Here is a 22,446-nt window from a genome sequence, read left to right as displayed (position 1 = left end):
AAGCAGTTAGGGGGAGTTTATATTACCGCTTTAGCTAAAGATAAACCGGTTGTTTATATTATATCGGATTCCATCGGGGAAACCGCGGAACTGGTGGCCAGGGCCGCCACCAGCCAGTTCAACGGCAGCGGGGTTGAGGTCCGGCGGGTGCCTTATGTCAACGATCCTGATGAAATTCCGGAAATAGTGGAGGAAGCCGCGGCATTTAAAAGTCTGATCGCTTATACCCTGGTGCAGTCCGATTTGAAGGAAATACTGGTAAAGGAAGCCGCCAGGTATAATATTATAACCGTGGATATACTGACCCCCATGCTGGATGCCCTCACCCAGTTCCTGGGCACTGAACCCAAGCTGGAACCCGGGCTGGTCCGTAAAATGGACCAGGAGTATTACCGCAAGGTGGAGGCCATTGAATTTGCTGTTAAATACGATGACGGCAAGGATCCCAGGGGGATTTTAAAGGCGGATATAGTCATACTGGGAGTAAGCCGCACTTCGAAAACCCCGTTGTGCATGTACCTGGCGAACAAGCAGATTAAAGCGGCCAATGTGCCCCTGGTGCCGGAGGTGGCGCCCCCTGAAGAGATATTCAAACTGCCGTCTCACAAGGTGGTGGGCCTGACCATCAGGCCCTCCAATTTAAACGAAATACGGCGGGAGAGACTGAAAACACTGGGTCTTACCTCTGATGCCGATTACGCCAGCATGGACAGAATATTAAAAGAGCTTGAATATGCCGAGTCAGTGATGAAAAGGGCCGGCTGTTCAATAATAGACGTTTCCAACAAGGCAGTGGAAGAAACGGCCAGTAGGCTGCTGGAGATATATTACAGGGGGGTTAGACATGCCAAATAAAAAGTATGTGTATCTTTTTGAAGAGGGCCGCGCGGATATGAAGGATCTGCTGGGGGGCAAGGGCGCCAACCTGGCGGAGATGACCAATATCGGACTGCCTGTGCCCCAGGGAATTATTATAACCACGGAAGCCTGTAAGGAGTTCTATACCGAGGGCAGGAACTTTCCTCCGGGCATGGAAGACCAGGTCCGGGAAAAAATGAAGGTGCTGGAGGAAAGGGCTGGTAAGAAATTCGGCGATACGGACAATCCTCTGCTGGTCAGTGTCCGTTCCGGAGCCCCCATATCCATGCCGGGAATGATGGACACGGTTTTGAATCTGGGTTTGAATGACAAAACCGTGCAGGGACTTGCCCGGGCCACCGGCAATCCCCGTTTTGCCATGGACTGCTACCGCCGTTTCCTGAACATGTTCGGGGACGTGGTGCTGGACATAGAACACCATAAATTTGAACGCATTCTGGAGTCCCAGAAGGAAAAAAGAGGCGTTACATACGATAATCAACTGGAAACAGAGGATCTGCAGGTAGTTGTGGAGGAGTATAAAAAACTTATTGAGCGGGAAATCAAAAAGCCCTTCCCCCAGGAGCCCATGGATCAACTCTTTATGGCCATATACGCCGTGTTCAATTCCTGGAACAACGACAGGGCCATTGTTTACCGCAAAATAAACAAAATTCCCGACAGCCTGGGTACCGCCGTTAACGTGCAGCTGATGGTATTCGGCAATATGGGCAACGACTGCGGCACCGGGGTGGCCTTTACCCGCAACCCCTCCACGGGTGAAAACAAGCTTTACGGAGAGTATCTGATCAACGCCCAGGGTGAGGACGTGGTGGCGGGAATCCGCACACCCCAGCCAATAGCCACCCTGAAAACGGAGATGCCGGATATTTACAAGCAGTTTGAAGATATTTGCCAGTTGTTGGAGAAGCATTACCGCAACATGCAGGATATAGAGTTCACCATTGAGCGGGGCAAACTTTACATGCTCCAGACCAGGACCGGCAAGCGCACCACCCAGGCGGCCATAAAAATAGCCGTGGAAATGATGCACCAGGGACTGATAAGCAAGGAAGAGGCCATAACCAGGATCGAACCGGCTCAACTGGACCAACTGCTGCACAGGCGTATTGATCCCAACGCCAAACTGGATGTAATCGCCAAGGGACTGCCGGCCTCCCCGGGGGCTGCCTGCGGAAAGGTGGTTTTCGACTCGGACGAGGCGGAGAAGCTTGGAGATGAAGGGGAAAAATTAATACTGGTGCGCACCGAGACCACCCCCGACGATATTCACGGGATTGTCGCCGCCCAGGGCGTTCTGACATCCCGGGGCGGGATGACCAGTCACGCCGCCGTGGTTGCCCGGGGTATGGGCAAGCCCTGTGTCTGCGGCTGCGAGGCGCTGAGAATAGACTACGAGGCGGATTTATTTACAGTTGGTCAACTGGTTTTTAAAAAGGGCGATATTATTTCCATTGACGGCTCCACCGGCCAGGTGATACAGGGCCAGGTGCCCATGATAGACCCCGAGCTGTCGGATGAATTCAGGGAACTGCTGGAGTGGGCCGACAGTGTCCGCACCCTGGGAGTCCGGGCAAACGCCGACAACCCGGAAGACTCCGCCAAGGCCAGGGAATTCGGGGCCGAGGGCATCGGCCTTACCCGCACCGAGCATATGTTTATGGCCCAGGACCGTTTGCCTATAGTTCAGGAAATGATCCTGTCCACCACCTACGAGGAGCGCCAGATCGCCCTGGATAAACTGCTGCCCATGCAGCAGGGCGACTTTTACGGAATACTTAAAGCAATGGAAAGCCTGCCTGTGACCATCAGGCTGCTGGATCCTCCGCTGCACGAGTTTCTGCCCAATGCCGAGGAGCTTTCGGTGGAAATTACCAGGCTCAAACTCACCGGCGGCAGCCAGGAGGAAATAAAGGAAAAGGAAGACCTGCTGCGCAAGGTAAGGGCTTTATCCGAGTTCAACCCGATGCTTGGTCACCGGGGCTGCCGCCTGGGTATAACCTTCCCCGAGGTATATGCCATGCAGGCCAGGGCCATCTTCCAGGCAGCGGCCCAGCTTACAGCCGAGGGCTATCATGTAATTCCCGAGGTGGAAATACCCCTGGTTATTGAGGTGAATGAACTTGCCTATTTAAGGGAAATGGTGGTCAAGGTGGCCGGCGAGGTAATGGCCGCCACCGGTGTGAAGTTCGAATACACCGTGGGAACCATGATTGAGGTGCCCCGGGCTGCGCTTTTGGCCGATCAGGTGGCCGGGGAAGCAGAGTTTTTCTCCTTCGGCACCAATGATTTAACCCAGACAACCCTGGGCTTTTCCAGGGACGACGCCGAAGGAAAGTTCATGGCTGATTATCTGAACAAGAAAATATTAAAAGATAATCCCTTTGTGGTGCTGGACCGCCAGGGTGTGGGCAAACTGATGAAAATGGCGGTGGAACTGGGCCGCAAAACCAAGCCCGACCTGCTCATCGGAATATGCGGTGAGCATGGCGGAGAGCCCAGCTCCATCGAATTCTGCCATATGATAGGTCTGAATTTCGTCAGCTGCTCCCCCTTCAGGGTGCCCATAGCGCGGCTGGCGGCAGCCCAGGCAGCGATAAAGGCGAAGTAAGCATTGAGATAAGTGTAGGATGCATGGCGCGTAAAACTTGTGACGTAATGGATTGAGAGAATTTTAATATCACATAAACAGGGTGCTGGCAACTCGGATTTTGGGTGTCAGCACCCTGTTTTTTAAATAAAAATAGTCGTTTCATGCAATCCAGAACTAAAAAAACATGCATTATGGGACAGTTTTTAGGGTTGAATTATGGCACAGTTTTTGAAAATGTGAAAATGTGAATCAGCCTATTTGCAGGCATTGCTACAGTCTAATAATGAATTATTTTTGGTTATAAAAATAGATTGCTCTGCTTGCAGCCGTTGTCATGTAGTCCATTTGTGTTTGGTTATCTCTAATAATTTGCATAAGAAGATTTTTGATTGATTTTTTTTAACAAAACGGCATATACTATAAATGTAAGGAAATCATTGAATTCTTGGAAAGCGGTTTTATATTATGGAGCTAGCGAAAATCACGTCAAAGGGACAAATAACAATACCTATTCAAATTAGGAAAATGCTGAATCTTAAAGATGGGGACAAAGTTGTTTTTATGACTGACGGCGGCAAGGTTATCATGGAGAATCCAACAAAACTTGCAATAAAAGAAGCACAGGAGGCTTTTGAGGGATTAGCTGAAGAATTGGGTCTGAAATCTGAAGATGATGTTGTAAATCTTGTCAAAGAGGTAAGAAAAGAGTTGTGGGAGAAGAAACATGCGGATAATGATTGACACGAATGTTCTTTTATCGGCTCTTGTGTTTAAAAGTGCGAAAATGGCAAATTTGATTGAGTATATTGCAGACAAACACACGTTAGTCTTGTGTTCGTATGTAATTGAAGAAGCCAATGCCGTTATTACTAGAAAATCGTCAACGTATAAAGCTGTGCTGGATGCTTTTTTTATTAAAAATGTCATTTGAAATGGCGTATACTCCTACGGATATGTCAACGGCGCCCAAAATAAGAGATGAAAAAGATAAGCCGGTTCTTCTTTCTGCGATTACTGCCGATGTGAATGTCCTGATAACAGGAGATAAGGATTTTACCGGGATAGATGTAGACCGCCCTGAAATACTTACGCCGACGGAGTTTTTGGATAGATATTAGTTTTACTATTTATCCTGGAAATAAATAGAGGCGCATCAATAACATTAATAGCGTTCCTGATAAACCTGAATTTGTAGAGGGCAACACAATGCATAATAAAGCGAAATTGATTATACTCAGAGGAAATTCTGGAAGCGGAAAATCGACTACAGCAAAGATGTTGCAAAGAAAATTTGGTAGAGGTACTTTAGTTATACCCCAGGATACAGTAAGGCGTGAAATGCTATGGGTAAAAGATGAGAAAGGTACAAAAGCCGTTCCTTTGCTAATTGAGCTTGCGAAATATGGAAAGCAAAATTGTAACATTGTTATTATCGAGGGAATTCTATATTCCGACTTATATATAGAACTATTCGAGGTATTAAAGTTGGAGTTTAATGATATATATGCCTATTATTATGACATGCCATTTGAAGAAACTTTAATCAGGCATCAAACAAAGGCGAATCATAATGAGTTTGGCGAAAATGAAATGAAGCGTTGGTGGAGAGAAAAGGATTATATCGGTATTATACCGGAAAAAAATATAACTAAAGAGTTAAGTTTAGACGAAATTGTAGAAATGATTTCTTCAGATGTAATGAGTAAGTAAATTCCAATTGGTGAACCCATATTAATAAGAAGTGTTCCGTAATGTGAAAAAATGAGATTGTTGGTATTTGATAGCGGGGGCCCAGGCGGCGGTCAAGGCAAAGGAATAAACCGGCTGCTTTCAGGCATATTCAAATTAAGAATCTAATCAAGATGAAACAGGGTATTGAACTGCGTGTCAGTGCAATACCCTGCTGTTTATGAATTACAAATTTTGGTTTACAAACAAAAACATACCATCTTTTTTATAGCCAGATAAAAAATAATTGCCGGGGATATGATGAAATATAGGATACGGGAAATGCAAAAAACGCAATATCCTTTACTTGCTGATTTTTTGGATGAAGCTATTTTTTTAAGAGATGTGTTCGATAATTTGAAAGAACGGAGATAAGTCTATTTTGATTGCCGCGGCCCAAGCCGCAATAACAAAATAGAGCTATCGCTAAATAAAAACAGACAGGGTAAAGCAATAATCTGCATTACCCTGTTTTTTGTTTTATCTATAGGCAAAATCCCTGTTGAAAAGTAACGACAAAAGCGTTACAATATTATCGAAAGGTGATGATTAACATGGAAAAAACTATGACTTTAAATTTAAGAGTTAATCCTGATGTAAAAAGAAGGGCTGAGGAAGTCCTTTCACAACTCGGCATACCTATGTCCACAGCGATAAATATTTATCTGAAGCAGATTTCAATGACCGGCGGAATACCTTTTGCTGTAACGTTGCCGAAAGCCCCGGTTTCTGTAAATGCTGATTTGATGACGCCGGACGAAATTCATGCGAAGTTAAAGGAAGGATATAACGATATCGAAAAAGGTAATGTGCAGGATGCATCTGCTGCCTTTCAGAGATTTCGGAAGACACACGCATGAAGCAGTATAAGATTCAGATAACTTACATAGCAATTTCCGATATGGAGGAAATTTATTATTATATCGCAGAGCAGCTACAGGCGCCGGAAACGGCCATGGAACAGTATAACAGAATAGCTGACGCGATCGAAACTCTTGATACGTACCCGGAACGTGTGAAGTTAATGGAGACGGAAGAAGAACGTGCGCTGGAACTCAGGCAAATGCCTGTGGATAACTTTTCTGTATTTTTCCATATCAGAGAAGATCGGGTAATCATTACAAACGTTTTATACAGTGCCAGCGATATAGCCAAGCGTTTACGTGATTCATGAAGCTTCAATTGAATTGCAATTCCACGAAAAATGTCTCTTAAAGCTATACAAATACCAAGGGAGCTTCTCTTGGGTGTTGTACCGTTAAATTCTGCGATAACGTTGTTGATTCTGTGGTGTTTTTCCTAGAGGGACAATCTGCGCTGCACCAGCTCCTTGTGCAAAAGCAAAAAACGAGCTCCCGAGACGAGTGCGATTTCCTTTGTCGATACGATTCCATTCGTATCCAAGGAACAGGTCTTTTACCATAAATTCCTCGCCAACTAAAAGGTTCCGAATTTCGGTTTGTGAATAGGTAATCAAATCGATCAATGGTGTATTATTTGTAATTGGGGTGTTTGCAATAGGCATATGTTTATTCTCCTATACTCATATTAGCATATAGCTAGTAGCTACTATGAGTATAATATAGTAGCTGGTAGCTGTCAAGTGTTAAATATAGAATTTTAGGGGCCGCCTTCTAATATAAAGTGTTCCACAATGTAAAAATACGAATATAGGTCTATTTTGCTGGCTGCCGCCCAGGCTGCTGTAACCAATAAAGACCAATCGAAATAAAGATTGAAAAAGTTAATGACGCATGGTATCGTATTAAGAGAAAAATTCATATTTAAGGGTTTTATAGGGTTCCGCAGTTTTTGAAAAAACTGGTCTGGACCGAGATAAAACGCGCAGTTCATCTGTGTATACGGAAGGATAAAAGCCTGGGAGATATTAAGTATATCTTCCGGCTTTTTTATTTTCAATTTATTATAAAAAGGAGTGAAGACCATGAAATGGGTATTATTAGTTATAGCAGGACTTTTAGAAATGGGTTGGGCTGTAGGCTTGAAATACTCTCAAGGTTTTACAAAGCTTGTACCGAGTATTTTTACTGTAATGGGGATGATAGCAAGTTTTTATTTTTTATCGTTGGCGTTAAGAAGTCTTCCGTTAGGAACAGCTTACGGAATTTGGACTCGGTGCAATTGGTACTGTGGCACTGGGGATAATCATATTCAAAGAACCAGCTGATATGACAAGATTAATCTGTATTGGATTTATATTAATAGGAATTATAGGACTGAAAATGTCATCTGATGGATAATGTAATAAAAAATGAATTAGTTGAAGGATTGAAGTCTATTTTAAATGACCAATTGGTCAGTGTTATTTTTATGATTGGCCAAATATGCTATAGTAGATAATGTCTATTTACGTTGTTTACATAGCACCAATATTAAATGATTATGGGATGAAAGCGAAGAAATAACTAATGTTTAGAGAAATGAGAAGAGGTAAGCAATTATTATTAATGGAAGACACCGTAGCTATAATGGGCAGATGCACAAATGGTATCTTGGCGTGCTTGGGTGATGAAGATTATCCTTACGCAGTTCCACTTAGCTATGTCTATTTTAATAACAAAATCTATTTTCATTCAGCAAAAGCTGGACATAAAATCGATGCCATTACGAAGAACCCAAAGGTATCTTTTTCAGTAATAGATGAAGATACCATAGCAAGTGAAAAATATACTACTTATTTCCGTAGCGTTATTGCTCTTGGTAAAGCAAGAATTGTAGAGGGTGATGAACGGCTGGAAGCTTTTGAGGCTTTTGTTGAAAAGTATTCAGGGGATCAACCTGAAGAAACCAAACATAAGGAAATAACCGGATGTGCGCAAGCTTATATTATTGCAATTGACGTCGAGCATATAACTGGCAAGGAAGCCATTGAATACGTCAACGCTAAAAGATAATAACTATTATCCTAGTTAAAACAGCGATTATCCCCTGGATGAACCTGGAAATGGAGTGTTGCCTTTTTGCGAAAATATGTCTATGTCATGCTGGCGGTTATTTTATTCATAGCCTTAACCGCCATGGCTGCCTGCGGGATCGGCCCAATTAATAAAGAGCCGCCGGAAGCGGGGCAGGGAAAGGAAGAATTAAAACAAACTTCCCAGGCAAAATCCCGGGAAGTAAAAAAAGCCCCGAAAAAGCCAAAAGCGGATCTTTCCGGCGTATACCCGATACTGAACGGATTCGGCCTGATCATGGGGGGCATTGTGGATGGCCTTTGGGTAAATAACGATGAAATTTCAAGACAAATAGAAGGTGGAGAAAAGTATAAACTGTATTGCAATGAACAATACATCGGCCAGGCCGTTGGCTCGAAGCCTTTGGAGCAGCAGTATATATCCGGGGATAAAGGATACAGGGTTGAATTGGAAGGTCAGAATGGCTTGAATGCAGATGGTTACGGCATAATCGGCAGCTGGAACCCCCTGCCTGCAATGCTGAAAACCCAAACAACGGGATTGGAGAAATATCAAAAGCCGGTTGGGGATGTTTTGCGCAAAACCGGATTTGACGGCCGGGATGAGGGAATCAAAGAGGTTAAAAAAGTGGATCTGGATAACGATGGAATGGAAGAGGCAATTATTATTGCAACAAACATCACCGAAGAAGATATGAACAGGAATACCGATGGAGATCCGGGGCTTTTCCAGGGGAAATACAGCCTGGTAATTTTGCAGAGGCACATAGACGGAGAAGAATTGAACACCGTGGTGTCACAAAGGTTTAACGCGGGTCAGATATTCCAGGTTCCATTTATCGCGGATGTGGACGGAGACGGACAGATGGAATTTCTGGTGAGGACGGTAAATGTTCAGATGGTGCCTGTTGAAGGCTGGGCAAGCACCCATGATGATTTGTATAAAATAAAAGACCGGGACATAGAAAGGAAGCTATCGATTTTCTATCATCCAATATAGCGTCGTTAAAGCTTTATTTTTTTCTGTTTTGTTAAATTGGTGTAAATTTATGGATAATAAAAAGGAAAATACAAAAATATAAAGAAATGATATTATTACTTTTTATCACCATCAATAATTAAACCTGGGGGAGTATCCGGTTTGGCACAAAATGCGCGCCTGTTCTGGGCTGTTAATATAACAGATGAATTAAAAGAAAAAATTGATTCCTTCAGCCGGGAGATGCGCCTGCCCGGCCTGGACGCCAGGTGGGTTGCCAGGGAAAGCCTGCATCTTACCCTGGCTTTTCTCGGGGATACCGACGTCAACCGGATAGTGCCCATGGTGACGGAAGTGGAAAGAAGGCTGGCCGGCTTTATTCCCTTTCAAATTCAATTCGGGGGCGCGGGATTTTTTCCGTCCTCCGGCAGTCCCAGGGTTTTCTGGCTGGGTGTCGGGGGGGAGATTGACCGTTTAAAGAAACTGCAGCGGGAAGTTTTAACCGGACTGAAAGCCGCAGGGCTGGCCCCGGATACCCGCCCCTTTTCGCCGCATCTTACCCTGGCCCGGATTAAGTCCCCGGCGGGAGTATCCCTGCTGCGGTCCAGGGCGCTGGAGGCCGGGCATAATGAGATTGAAGGGATATTAAGGGTGGATTCGGTGGAACTGATGCAAAGCAGGCTTACTCCGGGGGGAGCAATTTATTCTGTTGTTGCTTCGCTGAATTTCAAAGCCGGGTAATGAAATAGTTGAAAAAGTAATAGAATTATAAAGTAAATTGGGGACATTCCCTGGTGAGATTGTTAATAGACAAGGAATTTGGGCGGCCGGAGAAGGTGTGTCCAGCTTTCTGCATATTTGCAATTTCCGCCGTGGAGGACATTGCACCGGGGAAATACAAAAGTCATGCCGGACTATATAGGAAAGGAAGGGAAGAACATGTTTGTTGCGGTTATTAACGGCAGTCCCAACCCGGAAGGCAACACCAACCGCCTGCTCAAGGAGGCTTTTGATTTGCTTGAGGGAGCGGGGGTGGAAACGGTTTACATGCAATTGTCGGAAATAATGTCCGGGCTTAAAGTTCCCTTTTGTGTGGCATGTTCCAATCCCTGCCGGGGAAGTTGCTATGCCGGCACCTCCCTCGCCCGGGCCTTCGACCTGCTGCGACGGGCCGACGGCATAATAATGGGCAGTCCGGTTTACTTCAGCACGGTTTCAGCCCAATTGAAGGCCTTCTGGGACAAAACCAGGCTTTTGCGCAAGGAAAAGGCGCTTCTTAACGTGGTGGGAGGGGCTTTGACCGTGGGCGCCGCCAGATTCGGAGGCCAGGAAACCACCTTGCGGGCCATGCATGATATGATGCTTTGCCAGGGGATGACCGTGGTGGGGGACGGTTACTGGGAGAACGATTCCGGTCATCAGGGGCCTTGCGCGGTGCGTCCTTCGGAGGACGATATGAACGGCATAAACCGGGCCAGGATATTGGCCCGCAGGGTGCTGGAGGTGGCCGGGGCGACCATGTCGCTGAGGCTGCACCGTTTGAGCGCCAGAGAGTAGAGTTCCGGCAGTCGCCGCTGTCGTCCGGGTTATATTTTGTCGGAGGTGCGCCGTGTACATCCGGGAAAGAACAGAAAAATTCGAAAGGGAAATACTTTGTTCCCATGCCAGCTTCAGTGATTCAAGCCGGGGCAGGCTGGCTCCGGAAGACCCTTGCCTGGTTCGCACGGCTTTTCAAAGGGACAGGGACAGGATAATCCACTCCAAAAGCTTTCGCCGCCTTAAACACAAAACCCAGGTGTTTATCATTCCCGAGGGTGATCATTATCGCACCAGACTCACCCATACCCTGGAAGTGGCCCAGATTTCCCGCACTGTTGCCAGGGCTCTCCGGCTGAACGAAGATCTCACCGAGGCCATAGCGCTGGGGCATGATCTGGGGCACACACCCTTCGGCCACGCCGGTGAGGAAGTGCTGAATATGGTTTTCCCCCATGGGTTCAGGCACAACGAGCAAAGCCTGAGGGTGGTGGATTTGCTGGAAGGCGGCAGCGGTTTAAATCTTACCCGGGAGGTGCGGGACGGTATATTAAATCATACCGGCCCTGTCAGGCCCTTTACACTGGAGGGCCAGGTTGTTAAAATATGCGACCGTATTGCCTACATCAATCATGACATAGATGACGCGCTTAGAGCCGGTGTGCTGACCATAGACCAGATGCCCCGGGGCTGCATCGAGGTGCTGGGAGAAACCCACCGGAAAAGAATCAACAGCATGGTCATGGATTTAATTGAAAACTGCCAGGGAAAAGAGCAAATATTAATGAGCGGGCCAATGCAGGAGGTTACCGATTCCCTGAGAAGCTTTTTGTTTGAAAACGTGTATGTCGGCTCCGAGGCCAAGCGGGAGGAAAACAAAGCCAAGCATGTGATTGAATTTTTATACCGCTATATTACCTCCAATCCCGATTTGCTGCCAGGGGAGTATCGCCGTAAAGTGGAGCAGACGGGTGTGGAAAGGGTGGCCTGCGATTACATCGCGGGAATGACGGACCGATACGCCATTTCCATGTTTACCGACCTTTTTATTCCGCACTCTTTCAGGATATATGAGTGAGATGTAAATTTTTCGACAGCGGAAGGATAATTAATAGTTACAGCGAATATGTGATAAAATAAACAGTTCAGCTTTATTCTCTTGTTGACCTGCGGATGACTTTGGTCAGACCTTTTTTTAGCCGTTTATCCGGCTTAATTTCGAAAATTAAGGCTTTATTTGTTTTTTTAGTTAACAGCCGGCAGTTTTTTTGCTGCTATATTATTTAAATAGTGGCACTATTTAAGTGGTGAAGCCCAGATGGGTCTTATATCTCCTGAAATCATTGAAAACGTCCGAGTAAGCACCGATATAGTTCAGCTTATAGGCGAATATGTCAGGCTACAAAAAAAGGGTAAAAACTACGTTGGAAACTGTCCTTTTCACCAGGAGCGGGACCCGTCTTTTACAGTCACTCCTGATAAACAGATTTTCTACTGTTTCGGGTGCCATGCCGGGGGCAATGCCTTCAAGTTTTTAATGCTCTTTGAGAAACTTTCCTTTCAGGAGGCGGTACGCAGGCTGGCGAGCCGGGCAGGCATACAACTGCCTGAAACCGATTCTCCCCGGGACAGGAAAAAGGCAGCCAGGGATGAATGGGCCTGGAAGGCCAACGCCCTGGCTGCTGAGTACTATCATTATATATTGCTTAATCGTCCGGAGGGAGCTGTTGCCAGAGACTATCTCAGGGGCAGGGGTATTTCGGATGATATTATTAAAATTTTTAAACTGGGTTTCGCCCCCCAGGGCTGGGAGAACCTGTTGAGGTTTATGAAGGGCAAGGGATACCAGCCCGGGGAACTGGTGGAACTGGGACTGGCGATGGCCGGTGAAAGGGGCGCGAACCGCGACAGGTTTCGCCGCAGGGTAATGTTTCCGGTAAATGACGCCCTGGGCAGGACGCGCGGATTTGGAGGCAGGATTCTGGAAGCCGGTCAGCCCAAATATTTAAACAGCCCGGAAACACCGTATTTTGACAAGGGTTCGATACTGTATGGCCTGGACCAGGCCAGAGCCGCAATCAGAAAAAAAAACCAGGCTGTAATTATGGAGGGATATCTTGATGTAATATCCGCCCATCAGCACGGCATCACCAATGCTGTTGCCTCGCTGGGCACAAGTCTTACTCCGGAGCAGGGGAAACTGCTTCTTCGTTATACCAACCGCGCTCTTTTTGCCTATGATTCGGATCGGGCGGGTATTTCGGCAACCCTGAGGGGATTGGATGTTTTACAGGAATTAGGTTTTTCCTTGGGGGTGATTACCATACCCGACGGTAAGGACCCGGATGAATTTTTGCGCAGGCACGGCGCTGCCGACTGGGAAGAGCTGATAATATCGGCGGAGCCGCTGCTGGAGTTTAAGTTGGGTTTTTTATTGCGGGAGGGGAAAAGCAGGTTAGAAGCACTTGCTGATGTACTGAAAAATCTTGCCAACATTTCCCGGAGAGCAGAACAGGATGAAGGCATACAACTGGTTTCCTCACGCCTGGGGATGAGTTGGGATGCCGTTAAGGAAGAATTAGAGAGCTTTAAAGAACATCAGGGAAAAATTTGGCCAAAACCGGATAAAATTGCTAAAAACAAGCATAATATAATTAAAAGCGAAAAAATAGTCGATCCTGTTATAGTGGCGGAGAGAGGGATTCTCCATCTGCTTTTGGAAGACCAGAACCGTATTGATTATGTGGTATCGGTGCTGGGTAACGACTTCTGGAGCGAGCCGCTGCACCGGGAGATATTCCGGATGGTGGTCAGGCACCGGGAGCAGGGCGGCTTCGAGCCGGCCAGGGCCATGAACGAGCTTGATGAAGTTGCGGTGATGCTCGTTAACAGGCTGTTATTCGAGAAAATTCCCGGGGATGACCCGGATAGAATTATGGAAGATTATATAACTGCGGTTAATAAAAATTTAATCAATATAAAGAGAACAAAGCTGATTCAGGATTTAGCCGAAGCCGAGAAGACCGGCGATCAGGATAGAATGAACCAGTTGATGCAGCAAATTCAAAACCTCCGTTAACATTTTGCGGCCCTGAAAGGGGGAATCTGGGAATGAACGACGAGCTAAAGGCCGAAGGCGTAAAAGATTTAATAGAAAAGGGTAAAAGACGGGGGATGCTTTCCTACACCGAGATTATGGATAGTCTTCAGGCAGCCGACCTGACACCGGAGCAGATTGACGAAGTCTATGAGAAGCTTAGCGGCCTTGGCATTGAAGTAGTGTCTGAAGTGCCGGAAGTTGACGCCATTGACGGGCCGGCGGAGAATCCGCCGGAGGATATGGATATAGATCTTACAATTCCCGACGGGGTTGGAATAGATGACCCGGTGCGGATGTACCTTAAAGAAATTGGACGCGTTCCGCTGCTCAGCCCCGAGGAGGAAGTGGAACTGGCCAAACGTATGGAAGAGGGCGACGAGGAATCCAAGCGCAGGCTGGCGGAGGCCAATCTCCGGCTGGTGGTAAGCATCGCCAAACGTTACGTGGGCCGGGGCATGTTGTTTTTGGACCTGATCCAGGAGGGCAACCTGGGGCTTATTAAAGCAGTGGAAAAATTCGATTTCCGCAAGGGATTCAAATTTAGCACCTATGCCACCTGGTGGATTCGCCAGGCCATTACCAGGGCTATTGCCGACCAGGCCAGAACCATCCGCATACCGGTGCATATGGTGGAGACCATCAACAAACTAATCAGGGTTTCCCGGCAGCTGCTTCAGGAACTGGGACGGGAACCAACCCCGGAGGAAATTGCCCAGGAAATGAATATTTCCCAGGAAAAGGTCAGGGAAATAATGAAGATAGCCCAGGAGCCGGTATCTCTGGAAACTCCCATAGGCGAGGAGGAGGATTCCCACCTGGGAGATTTCATAGAGGATCACGATGCCCGGGCGCCGGCTGAAGAGGCGTCATTCACACTGCTGCGGGAGCAGCTGGATGAAGTGCTTAAAACCCTTACCGACAGGGAGCAAAAGGTGCTGCGGCTGAGATTCGGTCTTGATGACGGCAGGGCCCGGACCCTGGAGGAAGTGGGCCAGAAGTTCGGAGTCACCAGGGAGCGCATCCGCCAGATCGAGGCCAAAACCCTGCGCAAACTGCGGCACCCCAGCCGCAGCAAAAAGCTCAAGGACTATCTGGATTGAAAATGAATCCGGTTGATCTAGAAAATCAGGGGGGATTAAGAATAAAACCCCCTGATTTGTTTTGTGCGGCCAGCATTTTCAGCGGTTATATATTCCATAAATTGGATTGCTAAATAGGTGTTGACCAGAGGGGCATGTTTATGTATAATAAATATTGCGCCGTTCCTCGATAGCTCAACGGTAGAGCAACCGGCTGTTAACCGGTAGGTTGTAGGTTCGAATCCTACTCGAGGAGCCAAATACGGGCCCATAGCTCAACGGTAGAGCATCCGGCTCATAACCGGCTGGTTCCAGGTTCGAATCCTGGTGGGCCCACCAGGTAAGTGGTGGGAAGTGAGAGGTTGGTAGTGAGAACTTGTATTCTCACCTCCAACGTCTCACTTCCCGCCTCACATAGTGGCCCCTTGGTCAAGCGGTCTAAGACACCGCCCTTTCACGGCGGTAACACGGGTTCGAATCCCGTAGGGGTCACCATAAATATAAGGGCGATTAGCTCAGCTGGGAGAGCGCCTGCCTTACAAGCAGGATGTCGGCGGTTCAAGCCCGTCATCGCCCACCAAATTAGAAAAGAGAGTAGCACCGGAGGATAACTCCGGTGCTACTCTCTTTTTTTATCGTTCCGAAAATATCTATCTCTAGGAGCCTGTCTGAATATTAACAGATAATTCCAATTTCAACCATATACCGGCATTATAAAATCGCAAAACCCCAACATGTTGTGGTGTTTGTATGTCGAAATATAATTCTCGGACAGGCTCCTAGGTATTTAGGAGCAAAATCTATTTTTCCAACTATCTGACACATTGCAGTTATAAATTATCCCTCCCGCAGGACACGGCGCAATATCTTACCTACCGCCGATTTGGGCAATGCGTCCCTGAATTCCACCTGACGCGGCGCTTTATATGCGGCAAGCTTGGTGCGGCAATAGGCAATAATCTCTTCCGGGGTAGCACTTTCCCCCTCTTTTAGTACGATAACCGCTTTAACCGATTCTCCCCGGTATGCGTCGGGTATACCAATCACTACCGCCTCTTGAACTTTTGGATGGGCAAACAAAACATCTTCCACCTCAACCGGATAAATATTATATCCACCGGCAATGATTACATCTTTTTTCCTGCTGACGATATAAACATAACCTTCTTCATCGACTTCGACCACATCACCGGTTTTAAGCCAGCCGTTTTCCAGAACATTGGCGGTTTCATCCGGACGGTTCCAATAGCCGCTCATCACCTGCGGACCTTTAACCCACAATTCCCCGGTTTGCTTAACCGCGCATTCCTCACCGGTATTAATATCAATAACCATCATATCCGTATCCGGTACGGGCAGACCAATGCTGCCAATCTTAACTTTTCCATTCACGGGGTTGCTATGCGTAACCGGGGATGCTTCAGACAGACCATAGCCCTCGACCACTTCCACTCCGGTCAGTTTAAAGAATGCCTCTTTCACTTCGTTGGGCAGGGGGGCTGAACCACTGATGCAAGTATGGAGGCAGCGCAAATCATAGTTGCCTATTTCCTTATAAGTATTGATGGCGATAAGCATTGTAGGACTGGCAAAGAATACACCAACTTTGTAGTCGTGAATGGCTTCAATGACCGTTTTGGGATCAAACCGTGGAAACAAAATCATTGTTACCCCCATATAAACCGACATGTTCATAATGCAGGTGAGACCGTACACGTGAAAGAGCGGAAGAACTCCAATAACATAATCGTTCCCGCGGCGATAGTTTTTGCCAAGAACCTCAACGGATTGCAGTACATTGGCCACAAGATTACGATGGGTCAGCATGCAGCCTTTGGATACTCCCGTAGTACCGCCGGTATACTGCAGCAGCGCCAGGTCCCCGGGGCCAACTAATTCCTGCCGGTAGTCGGAACTGTAGTTGCTAATTATTGTTTGCAAGTCAACCGTATCATCACCGGTTGAGACAGGAGAGTCATCTATATTGAAAGCAACAATGTTTTTCAGCTTGACGTCTGGGCGGATGTTTTTAATTTTGGGATAAAGATCGGCCAGACAAACCAGTGTTTCGCTGCCCGAGTCATTTAACTGGTGTTCCAGTTCCCTTTCCACATACATCGGGTTATTCTGTACCACAACGGCACCAATTTTCAGCGCCCCAAAAAAGCCAATCACATTCTGGTGGCAGTTCGGCGCCAATATGGCCACCCGGTCTCCCTTTTGCACCCCGTTATCCTGCAGAAACCTGGCAAAGCGATTGGTGTACAAATCAAGCTCACTAAAAGAAATATGCTTGTCTGCAAAGATAATGGCGTCGTTTTCCGGAAACTCCCGGGCAATGTCAGTTAAAAACTGAAAAACCGGGATTTCGGGATAAGTCAACTCATGCCCTGTGTCCGAAAGGTAACTTGCAAACCATATTTTTTCCAAAACAAATTCCCCCTTGAACTATTTTTTAAATGTTTTATTACTCTTTTTACAGCTTTATTTAATGCAAAACTAATACCCCTTTGATAAACTCCTTTAGCCACAAGCATTATACAAAGACCCAAATCTAGCCCCAAATAGCTTTTCTAAATAATAATGCCACATATAAATCCCTTTTTGTTAAAATCAAGTTGCTCAAAAATTTAACAAAAAGAGGGATTAGTATGCGGCAAAAGCTATTGAAATTAATTAGATATTTGAAAAGCATAGCTATGACAATAGGTTTCTTTTTACCCTTGAAAGCTGCAATAATTCTCAAAGAAATCATAATGGTTAAAAATCTTGAGAAAAGCCCTAAGGGAAATAAAGTTATTTCTTCCTGGATTTTGTTGCAATAACTTTTAAGAAATATCACTGTACTAAGATGTTACAATTGTCCGGCCTATGGTTGTAGCATAATAGGACACTATTAAACATTGTCCCTTTAATTGTGAAGTTATTTAATATTGTATTTTGACATTTTTCTATATAAACAACTTCGTGAAATATTTAAAGCCTTTGCTACTTCACTTTTGTTATCTTCAAATTTTAACAAGTAGTTTCTTATCAGTTGTTCTTCTACATCTTCTTTGGTGGGGGTATTTCTCCACAGAGAAATATTGCTGCCGGATGAACTCTGGTATATCTCTGGTGGCAGTAGGTCAGTCGTTAAAGTATTATTTCGTGATAAGTTGATTGCCCGTTCAATGACATTGCTCAATTCCCGAATATTTCCGGGCCAATCATACTCTAAGAGGATGTCAATCAGGTTCGGTTCAATTTTATCAATCTTCTTGCCAACCCTGGCGGAAATGGTTCTCATGAAATAGTCTGCCAGAATGGGAATATCCCCTTTTCTGTTTCTAAGGGACGGAATAGTAATTGATATTACATTAAGCCTATAGTATAGGTCATTGCGAAAATTGTTATTTTTGATTCCCTCCAATAAATTTTTATTGGTCGCACAAATCAGGCGTATATTGGTTGGAATTACCACATGACCGCCTACTCGTGTTACAGTTTTATCCTCTAAAACTCTGAGAAGAGCAGTTTGAAGATCTATAGGCATTTCTCCAATTTCATCTAAAAAGATAGTACCTTGATCAGCCAATTCGAACTTTCCGGGATGTCCTCCTTTTCGGGCACCGGTAAAGGCCCCTTCCTCATAACCAAATAGCTCACTGGAAATCAATTCTCTCGGAATCGCACCACAATTAACTGTAATAAATGTTTCATTATTTCTATTACTGGCATTGTGAATGGCATGGGCAAATAACTCTTTGCCAACACCACTTTCGCCGAGTAAAAGTACATTTGAATCTGTTTCGGAAGCCATTTTTGCTTGCTCTAACGCTGATTGGAACGTGCTGGTCTCTCCAATCAGACTATCAAAGGTTATGGTGGAGCGGGGCCTCATTATTTTACTTACGATGCTATGTAATTCGTGGAACACACAGACAGAACCTATTTTCTTATTATTTATCTCATTCACAAGAGGAGTACAGTTGATCATGAATTTCTTCTTACCTTTTTGAGTTTTAATAAGCACGGATTCTCCATAAATATGCTTGCAGGAAGTAATTAGGTTTATGAAATATGAATTATTTGGTAGCATACTTTCTATGTCCAGGCCTAAATTATCTTTAGTGTCTATACCTAGAAGATGACCTGCACGTTTATTGATGTGAATTACTCTTTTATTCTCATTTATCACTATGATACCTTCAGATATTGATTCCATAACGGTTTGTTTTAAGGAATTGGCAAGGTTTACTTCATTATAGGCCTTTTCAAGAAGAATTTTTCGTTCAATAGCACTTGTGGCAGCAACGACTATTCCTAATGTATGAATATTAACATGCTTGTAAGGACCTGTGAGATCCAGCACACCAATAATATCTCCGTATTCGTTATGAATTGGAGCAGCCGAACAAGTTGAGAGAGTCGCACATTTGCAATAATGCTCATACCCATAAACCTGAACCGGTTGATCAAGAGCTAGGGCTAGTCCTATTGAATTTGTTCCCATTACTTTTTCAGACCAATTTGAACCTTCACTGAAATTACTATAATTTGTAAAGGCCAGTTCTTCATCGTCACCAATTACCTTAAGAAGCCAGCCATTCTTGTCACTTAGGGCGACACAAAAACTTGACCCTTTTGTGTAATTGTAGATGTCTGCCATGGAAGGGGCTGCTAAATCCAATAAAAAGTGATTGGAACGAAGCAATTGGTTGAAGGCCTCTTTACTAAGGATATCAGTGTTTGTAGGTTTAAAAGGGTCCACATTGTATTGTTTACTTCGTTCCCAGGATTGATAAATGTATTTATGAATGGAAATGTCAGGATCAAATTGGCTTTTATTCAATTTCTCCCAGAGCCGTATCATTTCGAAGCGGTTTGATTTGTTTTGCAAAGCACTTCCTCCAATCCAGCGATCCTGAATAATTTATGAATTATACCTATTATACAATAAATCTGAATCTTTCATAAAGTAAGACTCTTTTTGTGGCCATGTTTTTATAGCCCCCTTTAAATTAAATGCAAATTAACTTTGGCACAAAGATTGCAATAATAAGAAATATCCGAATATTCCAATTAACTTGGCCGGAAGGGAGTTCGATGAAATGAACTGGCATTGAGGAGCGTGCTGCAAATCTTTAAGCCGTATCACAGGGTAAGGGCTCTATCAAATCCATGCCTTAAACAAATTACAGAAAGGGAAAATTACGTGAGACATATTAGGGAATTATTGGACCTAACCGGCCAGGTGGCCATCGTGACCGGAGGAGCAACAGGAATCGGCAGGCAGATGGCCTACGCCCTGGGAGAAGCCGGGGCTGATTTGGTCATTGCAGCTCGAAATTTAGAGCGTTGCCAGGAGGTTGCCAGGCAGATGGCGGAGGAACTGAGAGTACGCGTGCTTCCCGTTGCCCTGGATTTAAGAAAGTCCCAAATGATCGATGCTCTATATGATCTGGTCATGAAAGAGTTTGGCAGGGTTGAAATTCTTATTAACAATTCGGGGACTACCTGGGGTGCTCCAACCTTTGAACTACCACTAAATGGCTGGAATAAGGTTATTGAAACTAATTTGACCGGTGCTTGGCTGATGGCCCAAAAAGCCGGCCAAATCATGTCCAAACAGAACTACGGGCGGATTATCAACATAGCTTCGTACTTAGCCTTTGTGGGAACCTACGCTGAATATATGGATGCCGTGCCTTATCCGGTGAGTAAGGCCGCCCTGCTCGGTTTAACCAGGGATTTAGCTGTCAAATGGGCTAAATACAACATAACCGTAAATGCCATAGCTCCGGGCTGGTTCCCATCTCAATTAAGTGACAAAAACAAAGAGCTCCATGAAGAGATTTCTAAACACTTAATTCCTATGCACCGTCTGGGCAGTGATGATGAATTAAAGACCGGAGTCTTATTCCTTGCTTCTCCGGGATCAAGTTATTGCACTGGAATTACCCTAAGTATTGACGGTGGATTATTGGCTGTTTGATCCAGGAGCCCTTGAGAAAATGAATTACGACCTAAGATTGGACGGTAAGGTAGCCATCATAAATGGTGGAGCGATGGGCCTGGGGAAAGGTATTGCCAACGGACCGGCTTCATTTGGATTAAGGAGGCTGAAGGAATCATGGAAGGATTGGAACAGATACTGATCCTCGCTTTATACATTGGGCTTTATTTCGCAGTGAAGAAATTTGTGTTGGGGCGATTCAAGAGAGATTAAGAATGAACTTGGGGAGGAAATGAGATGGCGGAGTTATCATATAACCAAAAAATAATAGCTGATCCTCATAAGAATAAGTATAAGGCCTTGATCGGTGCCGTATTGGGTTATATTTTTGATGCTCAGGACTTTATGGTTTTGGCCCTGGTGATTCCTTTGCTGGTAAAAACATGGGGCATTAGTTTGGCCAGTGCGGGGTTAATAAGTACAGCCACCATCTTTGGCGCGGCCTTAAGCGGTTATCTTTGGGGACCAATGATCGATAAGTTTGGCCGCAAGAGGATGCTGATATTGTGCCTTGTCTGGTTTGGTGTTTTTACCTTCTTCTGTGGATTTGCCACAGATTATATGCAATTAATAATCTTAAGATTTATAGCCGGTATAGGGCTGGGGGGAGAATGGGTTATTGGCGCGGCGTTAATAAGTGAATTCTTCCCTCCTGAGCAAAGGGCCCGTGCTACCTCGGCGGTGCAGAGCGGCTGGCCCCTGGGCTACGCTTTGGCTCTTGGAGTAAATGCCTATTTGGTTCCAACCTATGGTTGGCAGGTTCTTTTCTTTTCAGGAATCCTTTCTTTGATTGCGGCAGTATATATAGCTGTACTTGTTCCGGAATCACCGGCCTGGTTAAAAGCAAAAATCAACAAAACCGAAGGCAAAGAATCCGTCTCCAAAACGGATGTTAAGGCAGCAACCTGGACTGATCTTTTCAAAGGAGCCAACCTGAAAACCACATTATTGGCTTTTGGACTTTGCGCAAGCTGCCTGGTTTCCTACTGGGGGGCGGGATCGTGGATTCCAGCCTACCTTTCGGCGGAACGGGGCCTAAATGTAAAAAACATGAGCGGTTATTTGATGATTTTAAATGTGGGAGGCTTTATAGGGTATTATTTTTATGGATTTCTGGCAGATAAACTCGGACGTCGAGCAAATTTTATCTTTGGATCCCTGGCCTCGGCGGCTGTTATGCTGATCTGGATCAATTTAAGCAGCCCAACGGCTATATTGTGGATGGCAGGGGTATTTGGCTTCATAACTTACGGCTATTGGGGACCACTGGCGGCCTTTGTTTCTGAACAATTTCCAACCGGTGTGCGTGGAATCGGAACCGCCTTTGCCTATGCCAGCGGCAGAATGATGTCAGCCTTAGCTCCCTTTTTGATGGGTGGTATTGCCAGCAAATACAGCCTGGGCTTAGCCTTGGGGTTAGTATCCGTGATTTATGCGGTAGGCGCAATATTCGGATACTTTATGAAAGAAACCAGAGACACGATTATAGTTGACTAAGCCAGCTGGGTAATGCAATTAATAATGACATGGTTTGAGGGCTTGGCTCATAGGGTCATTCCTTTTGGGCTTAGCCCTATCAGTGCGAGGTTTAATTCCGGTTCGGTTCAGGGAGCTGAGCA

Annotated in this window: 21 protein-coding genes, 4 tRNA genes, 1 pseudogene and 1 riboswitch; of the genes and pseudogenes, 23 read left to right on the top strand and 3 right to left on the bottom strand. The window is 45.5% G+C overall.

Annotated features, from left to right (window positions below; genetic code table 11):
* The first annotated feature begins 21 nt into the window (after window positions 1-21).
* From DCCM_RS09160 to DCCM_RS09130, 8 genes are all read left to right on the top strand, one after another.
* Window positions 22-855 carry a pyruvate, water dikinase regulatory protein gene (locus tag DCCM_RS09160; RefSeq protein ID WP_104372092.1) on the top strand — a complete coding sequence of 278 codons (834 nt, stop codon included), beginning with the start codon at window positions 22-24 and terminating at the stop codon, window positions 853-855.
* A complete protein-coding gene (ppdK, locus tag DCCM_RS09155) occupies window positions 845-3,490 on the top strand; it encodes a pyruvate, phosphate dikinase (RefSeq protein WP_104372091.1) in 2,646 nt (881 codons plus the stop codon). The genes DCCM_RS09160 and ppdK overlap by 11 nt, the downstream gene beginning before the upstream one ends.
* A 447-nt stretch (window positions 3,491-3,937) precedes the next feature.
* Entirely contained in the window at window positions 3,938-4,213 is a 276-nt protein-coding gene (locus DCCM_RS09150; RefSeq protein WP_104372090.1) for an AbrB/MazE/SpoVT family DNA-binding domain-containing protein, read from the top strand.
* Window positions 4,197-4,403 (top strand): PIN domain-containing protein, encoded by a 207-nt coding sequence (locus DCCM_RS19595; RefSeq protein WP_307718809.1) that lies wholly within the window; start codon window positions 4,197-4,199, stop codon window positions 4,401-4,403. Before DCCM_RS09150 ends, DCCM_RS19595 begins: the two co-directional genes overlap by 17 nt.
* Complete coding sequence (locus DCCM_RS09145; RefSeq protein ID WP_231702721.1) at window positions 4,330-4,590, top strand: hypothetical protein; 261 nt, start codon at window positions 4,330-4,332, stop codon at window positions 4,588-4,590. The genes DCCM_RS19595 and DCCM_RS09145 overlap by 74 nt, the downstream gene beginning before the upstream one ends.
* Before the next feature lie 88 nt (window positions 4,591-4,678).
* Window positions 4,679-5,182, top strand: a complete 504-nt coding sequence (locus tag DCCM_RS09140) for a kinase (protein ID WP_104372089.1) — start codon at window positions 4,679-4,681, stop codon at window positions 5,180-5,182.
* A gap of 572 nt (window positions 5,183-5,754) precedes the next feature.
* A complete protein-coding gene (locus DCCM_RS09135) occupies window positions 5,755-6,060 on the top strand; it encodes a type II toxin-antitoxin system RelB/DinJ family antitoxin (RefSeq protein WP_104372088.1) in 306 nt (101 codons plus the stop codon).
* The gene (locus DCCM_RS09130) at window positions 6,057-6,374 is read left to right on the top strand and encodes a type II toxin-antitoxin system RelE/ParE family toxin (RefSeq protein ID WP_104372087.1); all 318 of its coding nucleotides are present in this window, start codon (window positions 6,057-6,059) and stop codon (window positions 6,372-6,374) included. The genes DCCM_RS09135 and DCCM_RS09130 overlap by 4 nt, the downstream gene beginning before the upstream one ends.
* Before the next feature lie 84 nt (window positions 6,375-6,458).
* Here DCCM_RS09130 and DCCM_RS09125 read toward each other — a convergent pair whose 3' ends face one another.
* Window positions 6,459-6,725 carry a DUF1413 domain-containing protein gene (locus DCCM_RS09125; RefSeq protein ID WP_104372086.1) on the bottom strand — a complete coding sequence of 89 codons (267 nt, stop codon included), beginning with the start codon at window positions 6,723-6,725 and terminating at the stop codon, window positions 6,459-6,461.
* A gap of 259 nt (window positions 6,726-6,984) precedes the next feature.
* Window positions 6,985-7,087: riboswitch (guanidine-I (ykkC/yxkD leader) on the top strand.
* 58 nt (window positions 7,088-7,145) lie between these two features.
* Here DCCM_RS09125 and DCCM_RS09115 point away from each other — a divergent pair.
* The 12 genes and pseudogenes from DCCM_RS09115 to DCCM_RS09060 all read left to right on the top strand — a co-directional run bounded on the left by DCCM_RS09115 (window position 7,146) and on the right by DCCM_RS09060 (window position 15,409).
* Window positions 7,146-7,461: pseudogene (locus DCCM_RS09115) on the top strand (DMT family transporter).
* A gap of 168 nt (window positions 7,462-7,629) precedes the next feature.
* Entirely contained in the window at window positions 7,630-8,115 is a 486-nt protein-coding gene (locus tag DCCM_RS09110) for a pyridoxamine 5'-phosphate oxidase family protein (RefSeq protein ID WP_104372084.1), read from the top strand.
* A 66-nt stretch (window positions 8,116-8,181) separates the two neighbouring features.
* On the top strand, window positions 8,182-9,135 hold the full coding sequence (locus DCCM_RS09105) for a hypothetical protein (protein ID WP_128739119.1): 954 nt from the start codon (window positions 8,182-8,184) through the stop codon (window positions 9,133-9,135).
* A 141-nt stretch (window positions 9,136-9,276) separates the two neighbouring features.
* Window positions 9,277-9,855, top strand: coding sequence for an RNA 2',3'-cyclic phosphodiesterase (gene thpR / locus DCCM_RS09100; RefSeq protein WP_165792088.1), 579 nt, complete (start codon window positions 9,277-9,279; stop codon window positions 9,853-9,855).
* A gap of 198 nt (window positions 9,856-10,053) precedes the next feature.
* Window positions 10,054-10,671, top strand: a complete 618-nt coding sequence (locus tag DCCM_RS09095; RefSeq protein WP_104372135.1) for a flavodoxin family protein — start codon at window positions 10,054-10,056, stop codon at window positions 10,669-10,671.
* Window positions 10,672-10,723: 52 nt separating this feature from the next.
* Window positions 10,724-11,728 (top strand): deoxyguanosinetriphosphate triphosphohydrolase, encoded by a 1,005-nt coding sequence (locus DCCM_RS09090; protein ID WP_104372081.1) that lies wholly within the window; start codon window positions 10,724-10,726, stop codon window positions 11,726-11,728.
* Window positions 11,729-11,968: 240 nt separating this feature from the next.
* The gene (gene dnaG / locus DCCM_RS09085) at window positions 11,969-13,729 is read left to right on the top strand and encodes a DNA primase (protein WP_104372080.1); all 1,761 of its coding nucleotides are present in this window, start codon (window positions 11,969-11,971) and stop codon (window positions 13,727-13,729) included.
* A gap of 32 nt (window positions 13,730-13,761) precedes the next feature.
* Window positions 13,762-14,850 carry an RNA polymerase sigma factor RpoD gene (gene rpoD / locus DCCM_RS09080; RefSeq protein ID WP_104372079.1) on the top strand — a complete coding sequence of 363 codons (1,089 nt, stop codon included), beginning with the start codon at window positions 13,762-13,764 and terminating at the stop codon, window positions 14,848-14,850.
* Between the two features lie 163 nt (window positions 14,851-15,013).
* Window positions 15,014-15,088, top strand: a tRNA-Asn gene (locus DCCM_RS09075).
* A 5-nt stretch (window positions 15,089-15,093) separates the two neighbouring features.
* A tRNA-Ile gene (locus tag DCCM_RS09070) sits at window positions 15,094-15,168 on the top strand.
* Between the two features lie 80 nt (window positions 15,169-15,248).
* Window positions 15,249-15,324: transfer RNA gene (locus DCCM_RS09065), tRNA-Glu, on the top strand.
* 9 nt (window positions 15,325-15,333) lie between these two features.
* Window positions 15,334-15,409 (top strand) — tRNA-Val (locus tag DCCM_RS09060).
* A 257-nt stretch (window positions 15,410-15,666) separates the two neighbouring features.
* Here DCCM_RS09060 and DCCM_RS09055 read toward each other — a convergent pair.
* Together DCCM_RS09055 and DCCM_RS09050 are read right to left on the bottom strand one after the other, a co-directional pair.
* Window positions 15,667-17,259, bottom strand: a complete 1,593-nt coding sequence (locus DCCM_RS09055) for a long-chain-fatty-acid--CoA ligase (protein WP_104372078.1) — start codon at window positions 17,257-17,259, stop codon at window positions 15,667-15,669.
* A 493-nt stretch (window positions 17,260-17,752) separates the two neighbouring features.
* On the bottom strand, window positions 17,753-19,711 hold the full coding sequence (locus DCCM_RS09050; protein WP_231702717.1) for a sigma-54-dependent Fis family transcriptional regulator: 1,959 nt from the start codon (window positions 19,709-19,711) through the stop codon (window positions 17,753-17,755).
* A gap of 315 nt (window positions 19,712-20,026) precedes the next feature.
* On the opposite strand from DCCM_RS09050, the gene DCCM_RS09045 reads away from it, so the two are divergent.
* From DCCM_RS09045 to DCCM_RS09035, 3 genes are all read left to right on the top strand, one after another.
* On the top strand, window positions 20,027-20,806 hold the full coding sequence (locus tag DCCM_RS09045) for an SDR family oxidoreductase (protein ID WP_104372133.1): 780 nt from the start codon (window positions 20,027-20,029) through the stop codon (window positions 20,804-20,806).
* Between the two features lie 19 nt (window positions 20,807-20,825).
* Entirely contained in the window at window positions 20,826-20,969 is a 144-nt protein-coding gene (locus tag DCCM_RS09040) for a hypothetical protein (RefSeq protein WP_174705149.1), read from the top strand.
* 95 nt (window positions 20,970-21,064) lie between these two features.
* On the top strand, window positions 21,065-22,324 hold the full coding sequence (locus DCCM_RS09035; protein ID WP_104372077.1) for an MFS transporter: 1,260 nt from the start codon (window positions 21,065-21,067) through the stop codon (window positions 22,322-22,324).
* Window positions 22,325-22,446: the final 122 nt, after the last annotated feature.

The sequence above is a fragment of the Desulfocucumis palustris genome (genome assembly GCF_002933875.1).
GTDB lineage: Bacteria > Bacillota > Desulfotomaculia > Desulfotomaculales > Desulfocucumaceae > Desulfocucumis > Desulfocucumis palustris.
Note: the sequence above shows the minus strand (reverse complement) of the source record. Positions and strands in the feature narration are given on the sequence as shown.

What these genes read in the sequence shown, in the direction of transcription:
- DCCM_RS09150 (WP_104372090.1), top strand. Translation starts at nt 3,938, where the DNA reads ATGGAGCTAGCGAAAATCACGTCAAAGGGACAAATAACAATACCTATT.
- rpoD (WP_104372079.1), top strand. Translation starts at nt 13,762, where the DNA reads ATGAACGACGAGCTAAAGGCCGAAGGCGTAAAAGATTTAATAGAAAAG.
- DCCM_RS09140 (WP_104372089.1), top strand. Translation starts at nt 4,679, where the DNA reads ATGCATAATAAAGCGAAATTGATTATACTCAGAGGAAATTCTGGAAGC.
- DCCM_RS09110 (WP_104372084.1), top strand. Translation starts at nt 7,630, where the DNA reads ATGTTTAGAGAAATGAGAAGAGGTAAGCAATTATTATTAATGGAAGAC.
- ppdK (WP_104372091.1), top strand. Translation starts at nt 845, where the DNA reads ATGCCAAATAAAAAGTATGTGTATCTTTTTGAAGAGGGCCGCGCGGAT.
- DCCM_RS09135 (WP_104372088.1), top strand. Translation starts at nt 5,755, where the DNA reads ATGGAAAAAACTATGACTTTAAATTTAAGAGTTAATCCTGATGTAAAA.
- DCCM_RS09095 (WP_104372135.1), top strand. Translation starts at nt 10,054, where the DNA reads ATGTTTGTTGCGGTTATTAACGGCAGTCCCAACCCGGAAGGCAACACC.
- DCCM_RS19595 (WP_307718809.1), top strand. Translation starts at nt 4,197, where the DNA reads ATGCGGATAATGATTGACACGAATGTTCTTTTATCGGCTCTTGTGTTT.
- DCCM_RS09125 (WP_104372086.1), bottom strand. Translation starts at nt 6,725, where the DNA reads ATGCCTATTGCAAACACCCCAATTACAAATAATACACCATTGATCGAT.
- DCCM_RS09040 (WP_174705149.1), top strand. Translation starts at nt 20,826, where the DNA reads ATGAATTACGACCTAAGATTGGACGGTAAGGTAGCCATCATAAATGGT.
- DCCM_RS09035 (WP_104372077.1), top strand. Translation starts at nt 21,065, where the DNA reads ATGGCGGAGTTATCATATAACCAAAAAATAATAGCTGATCCTCATAAG.
- dnaG (WP_104372080.1), top strand. Translation starts at nt 11,969, where the DNA reads ATGGGTCTTATATCTCCTGAAATCATTGAAAACGTCCGAGTAAGCACC.
- DCCM_RS09145 (WP_231702721.1), top strand. Translation starts at nt 4,330, where the DNA reads ATGCCGTTATTACTAGAAAATCGTCAACGTATAAAGCTGTGCTGGATG.
- DCCM_RS09130 (WP_104372087.1), top strand. Translation starts at nt 6,057, where the DNA reads ATGAAGCAGTATAAGATTCAGATAACTTACATAGCAATTTCCGATATG.